Source organism: Gallibacterium genomosp. 1 (genome assembly GCF_000771875.1).
Classification (GTDB): Bacteria; Pseudomonadota; Gammaproteobacteria; order Enterobacterales; family Pasteurellaceae; genus Gallibacterium.
The window spans coordinates 1-10730 of the sequence record NZ_JPXX01000027.1 but is presented as its reverse complement, the minus strand read 5'-3'; the positions used below and the strand labels follow the sequence as shown (position 1 = coordinate 10730).

11 protein-coding genes are annotated in these 10730 nt (G+C 38.5%); 9 read left to right on the top strand and 2 right to left on the bottom strand.

Annotated features, from left to right (window positions below; all coding sequences use genetic code 11):
• Positions 1-318 precede the first annotated feature (318 nt).
• Positions 319-2262, top strand: a complete 1944-nt coding sequence (locus tag JP36_RS09635) for a DNA topoisomerase III (protein ID WP_039174200.1) — start codon at positions 319-321, stop codon at positions 2260-2262.
• On the opposite strand, the gene JP36_RS09630 is transcribed toward JP36_RS09635, so the two are convergent.
• Positions 2242-3006, bottom strand: coding sequence for a DeoR/GlpR family DNA-binding transcription regulator (locus JP36_RS09630; RefSeq protein ID WP_039174198.1), 765 nt, complete (start codon positions 3004-3006; stop codon positions 2242-2244). The genes JP36_RS09635 and JP36_RS09630 overlap by 21 nt on opposite strands.
• A gap of 240 nt (positions 3007-3246) precedes the next feature.
• Here JP36_RS09630 and ltnD point away from each other — a divergent pair, with 240 nt between their 5' ends.
• From ltnD to JP36_RS09590, 8 genes are all read left to right on the top strand, one after another.
• Positions 3247-4146, top strand: a complete 900-nt coding sequence (gene ltnD, locus JP36_RS09625) for an L-threonate dehydrogenase (RefSeq protein ID WP_018346755.1) — start codon at positions 3247-3249, stop codon at positions 4144-4146.
• A 1-nt stretch (position 4147) separates the two neighbouring features.
• On the top strand, positions 4148-5386 hold the full coding sequence (gene otnK, locus JP36_RS09620; RefSeq protein ID WP_039174193.1) for a 3-oxo-tetronate kinase: 1239 nt from the start codon (positions 4148-4150) through the stop codon (positions 5384-5386).
• Positions 5383-6015 (top strand): aldolase, encoded by a 633-nt coding sequence (locus JP36_RS09615; RefSeq protein ID WP_039151077.1) that lies wholly within the window; start codon positions 5383-5385, stop codon positions 6013-6015. Before otnK ends, JP36_RS09615 begins: the two co-directional genes overlap by 4 nt.
• A gap of 2 nt (positions 6016-6017) precedes the next feature.
• Positions 6018-6800, top strand: coding sequence for an HPr family phosphocarrier protein (locus JP36_RS09610; protein WP_013745446.1), 783 nt, complete (start codon positions 6018-6020; stop codon positions 6798-6800).
• Between the two features lie 21 nt (positions 6801-6821).
• Positions 6822-7769: a D-erythronate dehydrogenase gene (gene denD / locus JP36_RS09605; protein WP_039095879.1), complete on the top strand. Its 948-nt coding sequence runs from the start codon at positions 6822-6824 to the stop codon at positions 7767-7769.
• Positions 7770-7783: 14 nt separating this feature from the next.
• Positions 7784-9271: a gluconate:H+ symporter gene (locus JP36_RS09600; protein ID WP_013745444.1), complete on the top strand. Its 1488-nt coding sequence runs from the start codon at positions 7784-7786 to the stop codon at positions 9269-9271.
• A gap of 266 nt (positions 9272-9537) precedes the next feature.
• On the top strand, positions 9538-9822 hold the full coding sequence (locus JP36_RS09595) for a type II toxin-antitoxin system RelB/DinJ family antitoxin (protein WP_013745443.1): 285 nt from the start codon (positions 9538-9540) through the stop codon (positions 9820-9822).
• 13 nt (positions 9823-9835) lie between these two features.
• Complete coding sequence (locus tag JP36_RS09590; RefSeq protein ID WP_013745442.1) at positions 9836-10114, top strand: type II toxin-antitoxin system YafQ family toxin; 279 nt, start codon at positions 9836-9838, stop codon at positions 10112-10114.
• 58 nt (positions 10115-10172) lie between these two features.
• On the opposite strand, the gene znuA is transcribed toward JP36_RS09590, so the two are convergent.
• Positions 10173-10730: zinc ABC transporter substrate-binding protein ZnuA (znuA, locus tag JP36_RS09585; protein WP_039174191.1), on the bottom strand; the 558-nt coding region annotated here is incomplete at its 5' end.

Genomic DNA, 10730 nt, shown 5'->3' with positions numbered 1-10730 from the left:
TTGCTTGGATAATATTAAATATCATTAAAGCTCTCCGTAAAAATAGACGAATTTATTGTAAAATTATTTACAGTAAACGTCTTGCTTTTGTTTTATAAAATATAATATTTGGTTACTATAAAATACTAATAATAACCCTAAATGATTTTAATCATTCTACTCCAAATTCAAATTTATTTAAGTTAATTTTGTTGTTTTTATAAAATAAATGGTTCGTTCGTTTGATTTTTATCATAAGTTTTCATCCATTTTTTTAGGCTACAAAAAAGTCTTTTACTTTACTACAATAGTTATTATTTTTTTGTTTTTATTATTGTTATGCGCCTTTTTATTGCAGAAAAACCAAGTTTAGCTCGTGCCATCGCTGATGTATTGCCTAAACCCCGCCACCGTAATGATGGTTTTATTCGTTGTGGTGAGAATGATTATGTTACTTGGTGTGTCGGACATTTATTGGAGCTGGCAGAGCCGGATGCTTATAATCCGACATTTAAACAATGGCGTTTAGATCATTTGCCAATCATTCCACAGCAGTGGCAGTTTTTAGCTAAAAAATCAACAGCTAAACAACTTGCCGTTATTAAACAACTGTTAAAACAAGCAGATATTATTGTGCATACAGGCGATCCAGATCGGGAGGGGCAGTTATTAGTTGATGAGCTATTTGCTTATTTTAAGTTGCCAAAAGAAAAGATTGCTACAATTCAGCGGTGTTTAATCAATGATTTAAATCCGGCGGCAGTGAGCAAAGCGGTAAATAAGTTACAATCAAATCAAGATTTTAAATTCTTAACTATTTCCGCATTGGCACGCACACGCGCAGATTGGCTTTATGGTATCAATATGACGCGTGCTTATACTTTGAGGGGGCAACAGGTTGGTTATCAAGGGGTATTGTCAGTTGGTCGTGTGCAAACGCCAGTATTAGGTTTAATTGTGCGCCGTGATTTGGAAATTGAACATTTTGTACCAAAAGATTTTTTTGAAGTTCAAGCAATCATTCATCATTCTGTTGAAACGGTTGCTGATAATCCTCAGTTGAAGGGTTACCCGTTTAAAGCACTCTGGAAACCGAGTGAGGCTTGTGAACCTTATCAAGATGAAGAAGGGCGAATTTTATCGAAAGCATTGGCGGAACACGTGGTCAAAAAAGTGAGTGGGAAACCTGCATTAGTAACAGATTTTCAAAATAAAACTGAAAAAGAAACTGCACCTTTGCCTTATTCTCTGTCTGCGTTGCAGATTGATGCAGCTCGAATGTATGGAATGTCCGCTCAACAGGTGTTGGATATTTGTCAACGTTTATATGAAACACATAAAGCTATTACTTATCCACGTTCGGATTGTCGTTATTTGCCGGAAGAGCATTTTGCGGATCGTGAGAAAATTTTTGTGGCGATTTCTAATAATTGTCAGCAATATCAATCCTTTGTAGAGGGGTTTGATCCTACACAAAAAAATCGCTGTTGGAATGATAAACAAGTTGAAGCTCACCACGCTATTATACCGACAGCTAAACAGGGTTTGCGTTTAAACAGTGAAGAGCAGAAGATTTATCAGTTGGTTGCTCGTCAATATTTAATGCAATTTTATCCGGATGCGGAATACCATAAAACAAAGATTCAGTTATCAATAGATAACGGTACTTTTATTGCACAAACACGAGGATTGGCAAATGCTGGTTGGAAAAAACTACAAGGTAAGGAAGATGCTGATCCGCAGTCAAATATAAGTGCATTACCAGTGGTAAAAAAAGGTGATGAATTATACTGTTCCAGTGCGGAAGTGCTGAATAAAAAAACACAACCGCCAATGCATTTTACCGATGCAACCCTATTGTCAGCAATGACCGGTATTGCCCGATTTGTGCAAGATAAAGCCCTGAAAAAAGTTTTACGAGAAACCGATGGTTTAGGCACAGAGGCAACACGAGCCGGAATTATTGAATTACTGTTTAAACGCGGTTTTTTAACCAAAAAAGGACGGCAAATTCATAGCACTGAAGCTGGGCGAATTTTAATCGGGGCATTGCCTGATATAGCGACACAACCTGATATGACAGCACATTGGGAGCAGCAACTGGAGCAAATTTACCGAAAAAAATTGAGTTATCAAGCTTTTATGCAACAACTGACTACACAGTTACCGCAATTGATCCAACAGATTGATCTACAAAAATTAATGTCGTTAAGAAATGTACCGCAGCAGAGACAAACTAAAAAACGTTTTACTCGCCGCAGTTCAACTGCCAGCCAAAACTAACTCAATATCCATCGCTTTAATCGCTTTTTGGATATTGTCTGGTAATTGATTGTCGGTGATCAGGCTATCAAATGCACTTAATTCACAAATCCAAAAAGTGGCTAATTTGCCATATTTTGAAGAGTCGCTGACCAATGTTTTATGGCGGCTTGATGCCAAAATGGCTCGTTTAACCGCTAATTTACTCTCATCCGGCGTGGTAAGTCCTTTCAAACTCCACGAAGAGGTGGAAACAAAAGCAAGATCGATTGAAATATTGCGTAAAAATTGTGCTGCCAGTTCACCGACCGCAGAGCGATTCTGTTTATTGATTTTGCCGCCGGTATGAATTAATTCAGCTTGACTGTGATTGATTAAAAAATCTGCTACTGCGAAATCATTGGTAATAATTAACAGATCTTGCCGATCAGCAATATGGCGGGCAATTTCTAACGTGGTTGTCCCGGCATCAAGATAGATAGTGGCATTTTCCGGAATGCGTTTGGCTGCACACAAGCCGATTTGCTCTTTTTGTGCCTGAAACAGCAGTGATTTAGCGGTGTGAGTCGGCTCAAATGCTAGTTTTTCTTGAATCTGCACACCGCCGGAAACGGAAATGACTTCACCTTTCTCTTCCAATTTTTGAATATCCCGACGGATAGTCATATGAGAGACACCAAGCATTTCCATTAAAGTGTTAATGCTGACGATATTTTGTTCACTGACAATATTTAGGATACGTTTTTGTCGTTCTGCGGGAATCATTTTTTGTCCTAATTGGTTTTTTACAAATTATAACGTTGAACATTTGTTTGATCCAATAAGATTTATTTTTAATAAAAACATAGAGATATGCTTTATTTAATAGCTGTATAAATTCGATTTAACAAAATAAAACAAAAATATGTGAATATTTGTTAAATATTGTGATCCAGATCGCATAATTTATTTTTTAAATCACTTAATATACTAATATTAAAAAATAAACAACTAAGGAGATTAAAAATGACATATTCAGTAGCTGTTGTTGGCTTGGGTGCAATGGGAATGGGCGCAGCTTTATCTTGTGTTAAAGCAGGCTTAGATACTTATGGTGTTGATTTAGATGATAAATTACTTGAAAAACTTAAAAATGCCGGTGCAAAAGGCGTGGCGAAGAATGCCGGTGAGTTTGCCGATAAATTGAATGCAGTTGTGTTATTGGTGGTGAATGCCAAACAGGTTAATCAAGTGTTGTTCGGTGATAACGGCTTAGCGGCACAATTAAAACCAGGTACTGCGGTGATGGTTTCTTCAACCATTTCAGCACAAGATGCAAAAGAAATTTCACAAAAATTAACAAAACTAGGCTTATTAATGTTGGATGCGCCGGTTTCCGGTGGGGCAGCAAAAGCGGCGATTGGTGAAATGACAGTAATGGCTGCCGGTTCCAAAGAGGCATTTGCAGCGTTACAACCGGTGTTGGATGCGACCGCCAGCAAGGTTTACAACATTGGTGAAGAGATCGGTTTAGGCGCGACAGTGAAAATTATTCACCAATTATTAGCCGGTGTGCATATTGCAGCAGGTGCAGAAGCGATGGCATTGGCTGCGAAAGCCGGTATTCCGCTTGAGTTAATGTATGACGTTGTGACTCACGCCGCCGGTAATTCGTGGATGTTTGAAAACCGGATGAAACACGTTGTGGAAGGTGATTACAGCCCGTTATCAATGGTGGATATTTTTGTGAAGGATTTAGGCTTGGTCAATGACACCGCCAAATCTTTGAAATTCCCACTCCATTTGGCAAGCACTGCTTATAGTATGTTTACTGAAGCCAGCAATGCCGGTTACGGCAAACAGGATGATAGTGCGGTGATTAAGATTTTCAGCGGCGTTGAATTACCACAAAAACAGGAGAAGTAAGATGTTAGGAGTTATTGCAGACGATTTTACCGGCGCAAGTGATATTGCCAGTTTTTTGGTGGAGAACGGCTTGCGTACCGTACAAATGAACGGCGTACCGCAGACGGCATTGGAACAGGAAACGGATGCGATTGTAATTAGCTTGAAATCACGCTCCAATCCGGTACAAGAGGCGGTACAGCAATCTTTAGAAGCGTTACATTGGCTACAAAATAATGGCGCGACCCAATTCTATTTCAAATATTGCTCCACTTTCGACAGCACAGCGCAAGGCAATATCGGCCCGGTAACAGACGCTTTATTAGATGCGTTAGGTGAAAAGTTCACCATTATTACACCGGCATTACCGGTTAACGGTCGTACCATTTTTAATGGTTATCTTTTTGTTGGTCAGGTGTTATTGAATGAGTCAGGAATGCAGAACCATCCGATAACACCGATGACGGATGCAAATTTGATGCGTTTGATGGATCGTCAAGCGCAAGGGAAAACCGGATTAGTGCCTTATGCGGACGTGATCAAGGGAGCAGATAATGTCAAACATTGTTTCCAACAGTTACAACAGCAAGGTTTCCGTTATGCCGTGGTTGATGCGGTCGATAATTCGCAATTAGCGGTGCTGGCGGAGGCAGTTGCCGATATGAAACTGGTTACCGGCGGTTCCGGTTTGGCGGCGTATTTGGCACAGCATCAGGCACAGGGCAAAACACATCAGGCATTTGTGCCACCGAAAGGAAAAACGGTGATTTTATCCGGTTCTTGTTCAGTGATGACCAATAAACAGGTGGCATATTATCAGACTAAAGCAGCAACACAGTGGCTCGATGTGGAACAGGTGTTGAGCAATGATAATTATGTTGAACAGCTTTTTGATTGGGTTGTTGAACATTTGGATGATGCTCAGGCTCCTTTGGTTTATGCCACTGTTGCTCCGGAAAAATTAAAGCAGATTCAACAACAATTTGGAGCGGAAACTGCCAGTCAGGCGATTGAACAGGCATTTGCCCAATTAGCGGAAAGATTACGTAATTATGGTGTGACCAACTTTATTACTGCTGGCGGTGAGACATCAAGTATTGTAGTACAAAAATTAGGCTTTAAAGGTTTCAATATTGGTAAACAGATTGCTCCGGGCGTGCCTTGGTTGGGCGTGTTGGATGCACCGGTTTATCTTGCATTGAAATCCGGTAATTTCGGTCAAGAATCTTTCTTTAGCTATGCACAGGAGATGATGAAATGACGGAGCAAGAAATTAAAACACAATTAGTGCAGCTTTCACGTTCGTTGTTTGAACGTGGCTTTAGCGTTGGTGGTGCAGGAAATATTTCGGTGAAATTAGATGATAATCGTTTTTTAGTTACACCAACAGGATCTTCTTTAGGGCGTTTGAATGAAGAGGAAATCTCTGTAATTGATGCTGAAGGTAAATTGTTGAGCGGTAAAAAACCATCAAAAGAGTATTTTTTTCATTTAGCGCTTTATCGTGAAAAACCGGAATGTAATGCGATAGTTCATCTTCATTCCACTTATTTGACAGCATTATCCTGCAAAGCGGATTTGGATTATGACAATGCTATCAAAGCCTTTACACCTTATTACGTGATGCGTGTCGGTCGTTTACCGGTGATTCCTTATTATCGACCGGGAGCTGCGGAAATAGGGCGAGATTTGGCAGCGAAAGCCAAGGAGAGTAAAGCATTTTTATTAGCAAATCACGGCGTGGTGGTTTGTGGCAGTGATTTACGCGATGCTGTGGATAATAGCGAAGAGTTGGAAGAAACCGCGAAATTAATGTTTATTCTGCAAGGGCAGAATATTCGTTATCTCACAGATGATGAAGTGAATGATTTGAAAAATAGGGGGAAATAATTATGCCTAAGTTTGCAGCGAATTTATCAATGATGTTTACAGAAGTACCGTTTCTTGATCGTTTTGAAGCGGCAGCTAAAGCGGGATTTAAATATGTTGAATATCTTTTCCCTTATGAATATCCGGCGGAAGAGTTAAAAGCAAAATTGGATCAATACGGCTTAAAACAGGTGTTATTCAATACTGCGCCGGGTAATGTTGCCGCTGGAGAATGGGGTGTTTCCGCGATTCCCGGACGTGAAGCAGACAGCCACAGAGATATTGATTTGGCGCTTGAATATGCGATTGCTTTAGGTTGTCCGAATGTCCATATTATGGCTGGCGTAGTGCCTGAACCTTGCCAATATGCAAAATATAAACAAACTTTTATCGACAATGTACGTTATGCCGCCGACAAATTTAAAGCTCACGGCATCAATGTGTTACTGGAGGCATTAAGTCCGCAAGTTAAACCGAATTATTTGATCTCAAGTCAGTACCAAACATTGGAATTAGTGGATTTAATTAATCGCGATAATGTTTTTGTTCAACTTGACTATTTCCACGCACAAAATGTGGATGGCAATTTGGCGCGTTTAACCGATAAATTGCAGGGCAAATTTGCTCACGTTCAAATTGCTTCCGTTCCGGATCGACACGAACCCGATGAGGGTGAAATCAATTATTCCTATATCTTCAAAAAACTTGATGATATCGGTTATCAAGGTTGGGTTGGTTGTGAATATAACCCACGAGGAAAAACAGAAGATGGATTGGGTTGGTTTGATGAGTATAAAAATGAATAGTAAATAAAGAGGAGAAAAGAGATGAAAGTTATTATTACTGGTGGACAAGGGTTTTTAGGTCAAAGATTAGCAAGAACATTGTTACAGCAACAAAATGTCAAAATTGATGAGTTGATTCTTGTTGATATTAATGAGCCTGTTATTCCAAATCAAGATTCTCGTGTACGTAGCGTTAAAATGGATTTGCGTCAGGAATCGGCAGTAAAAGAGATCATAACCGCAGATGTTGATGCAATTTTTCATTTGGCGGCGATTGTAAGTAGCCACGCTGAGGAAGATCCTGATTTGGGCTATCAAATAAACTTTCTAGCTACTCGTAATTTATTAGAAAGTTGTCGAGCGGTAAATCCAAATATTCGTTTTATTTTTTCTAGTTCATTAGCTGTTTTTGGTGGAGATTTACCAGCAGTTATTCAAGATCAAACAGCAGTAACACCGCAATCTACTTATGGATCACAAAAAGCAATGTGTGAGTTGTTGATTAATGACTATACCCGCAAAGGCTTTGTTGATGGATTAGTATTACGTTTACCAACCATTTGTATCCGTCCGGGAAAACCTAATAAAGCAGCATCTTCATTTGTAAGCGGCATTATTCGTGAACCATTAACTGGTGAAATGGCTAATTGTCCGGTTGATAAATCTCTTGCATTATGGCTTTCCAGTCCAGATACCGTAGTTGCGAATTTTATTAGGGCATTAACTTTACCATCGTTAGATAAACGTGATTGGCATGTTGTAAATTTGCCAGGGTTCACCATTACGGTTGAAGCAATGTTACACGAATTAGCGTTAATTAAAGGGGAGGATATTCTTAATAAAGTTACTTATCAATTTGACCAGAAAATTAATGACATTGTGGCAAGTTGGCCGGCGAAAATTGATATTTCGCGTGCGTTATCACTAGGCTTTGTTGTTGATAATCACTTTGCAGATGTTATTCATCAATTTATTAATAAAGATCTATAACAGGAGAAATCATTATGTTTGGTTTGCCGATCCCAATAATTGGGTTAATTATTGCCGTGGCGGTACTGTTGTTTTTAGTGTTACGCACCCGTGTTCACGCATTTATAGCAATGTTGATTGCTTCAGCGATAGCAGGTTTAGTAGGAGGCTTAAATGCCTCCGACACCTTATCCGTTATTTCTAAAGGCTTTGGTAGTACTTTAGGGAGTATCGGTCTTGTTATCGGATTAGGGGTAATGATGGGAAGTATTCTGGAAGTATCCGGTGCAGCGGAGAAAATGGCATACAGTTTCATCAAATTCTTAGGAGAGAAAAAAGAGGAGTGGGCGTTAGCTATTACCGGCTACATCGTTAGTATTCCAATTTTTGTTGATTCCGCTTTTGTGATTTTGTATCCAGTTGCAAAAGCATTAGCGAAAAATGGTAAGCGATCTCTGCTTACTTTGGGAGTAGCATTGGCAGGTGGTTTGGTAGTTACTCACCATACTGTACCTCCGACACCCGGTCCATTAGGTGTTGCCGGATTATTTAGTGTTGATGTTGGTGCGATGCTGTTATTGGGAATGTTGTTTGCCATTCCAGCGGTGATCGGGATAGTTCTTTATGCTAAATGGTTAGATAAAAAATACCCGGACTTCAACCAACAAGCATTCACTGATGAAGAATTAAAACAAAAATACGATAACTATATCGCAGAGAAAGAGAAAAAAGACCTACCAAGCCTCACTCTTTCAATGCTACCGATAGTTTTACCGATTGTATTAATCTTCATTAAAGCGATTGTTGACCTATTAATAAAACAGGGCGTTGCTCCGGAAATGGCAAACGGTTATTTTTACCAAATAATTACCTTTGTGGGAAGTCCTATCACCGCTTTAGCGTTAAGTGTTCTAGTTTCTGTTTATACTTTATTACCGAATGTGGATAAAAATACAACAGCGTTACACTTAGAAGAAGGGGTAAAAACTGCCGGAATTATTTTGTTAGTTACTGGTGCGGGTGGCGCATTGGGTGCGGTATTGCGTGATAGCGGAGCAGGAAAACAACTTGCGGAACAAGTTGCTAATTTACCTATTTCACCAATTTTAATTCCGTTTATTGTTTCAACCTTAGTTCGCTTTATTCAAGGTTCCGGTACTGTAGCAATGGTGACTGCGGCTTCTATTTCCGCACCGATCTTAATGTCTATTCCAAATGTGAATATGTTGTTGGCAGCACAGGCGGCAACAATGGGATCACTCTTCTTTGGATATTTCAATGATAGTCTATTCTGGGTAGTAAACAGAATGATGGGAATTAGTGATGTCAAGAAACAGATGATTGTCTGGTCAATTCCGACAACTATCGCTTGGGCAATAGGTGGTTGCTGTGTGATCATCGCCAACTTAATTTTTGGTGTTGACGGATCAGTATTTGACTTATTGTTCCCATTGGGTGTGCTAGCTGCAATTTTGCTCTATGTTAAAGTGCAAACTAAAAAATGTAGTGATCCACTACAGTGAAAAAGGGAGATGTATTTAAACTATCTGATTTTGATTTTTCAACTTCAGAGTTATATAAAATGTATAATATGATTGATTAGTTAAGTATTGAAGATGAAACCTTACCTTATCGATATGAAGGGTAAGGTTTTTTAAGGTTTGCTCATCTTTAAACTTTAACTCATAAAGAAGCTATCTTCTAAATTAAGAAAATTTGTATTGCATTGAAATACAAACTCTAGTTATACTTATAGGAACAGGGTATATCAAGAAGAGAGAGGAAGTTTATGAATAATGCAAGTTTTAGCTTTCGATTATCAGATCATCTCAAGAAAGAAGCTTTTTCTGTGATTGAACAGTATGGTTTTACGCCATCCCAAGTGTTTAATTTATTTTTGACAGAAATTGCTAATACTAAATCTATTCCTTTAGACCTTTCCTATTTAAAACCTAATGCAGTAACGCTAAGGGCAATGGCTGATGTGGAAAAAGGTGATGTAGAGATTATAGAGTCTTCATTTGACATGAATAATGTTATGAAAGAAATCTTAAAAAAATCTAATCAGGAATAAGTAGAATTTTTATATGGAAGTATTATTTAATATTGCCTTAACTAAGGATTTTAAAAGAGATCTAAAAAAATTGGGGGAAAAGAAATTTTTTTCTCCGGAGGTAATTGAGGTATTGTATTTATTACAAAGAGGGAGGAGCTTACCTGCTAAATATAAAGATCATGCTTTAATTGGAGAAATGGCAGGTTATAGAGATTGCCATATTTTCAATGATTTAGTTTTAATTTATAAGATTGAGAATAACCTACTTTATCTTGTTCGTATTAATACACATTCCGAAATTTTTGGTTAATATATTCAATATTTAGAAGGAATTAGGGATTACCCCAAAGATAATCCCTTTTTTCGACTTACTCTTGCAGACATTGTGCAAAATTATCGGCAATCTGCTGTAAAAATGCACTGTAAGATCCTTTTCCTAAAGCAATTTTTTCACCCATCGGATCTAATTGTCCGATTTTCACATTCGTGCTTTGTTGCAAGGTTTGAAGCACTTTCGGGGTAAATTGTGGTTCTGCAAAAAGACACTTAACTTTATGTTCATTAATTTCTTCTTTAATTTTTGCTAATTTTTTAGCTCCCGGAGCAATCAAAGGGTTAATAGTGAAATAACCAGTTTGTTGCAATCCGTAAGCATTTTCGAAATAACGATAAGCATCGTGGAAAACATAAAAACCTTGGTCTTTAAATTCGGCAAGTTGTTGAGTAATTTGCTGATTTGTTGTGGTTAACTGTTGTTTGAATGTTTCGAGGTTAGCGGCAATTTTAGCTTGGTATTGCGGATAAAGTTGAGTGAGCTGTTGAGCTAATTGTTCTGCAACTTGTTCGCTGATTTTCGGTGAAAACCAGACGTGCCAATCTTGCTCTAATTCGTTGGTTGAGTGATGATGGTCGTGGTCGTGGTCGTG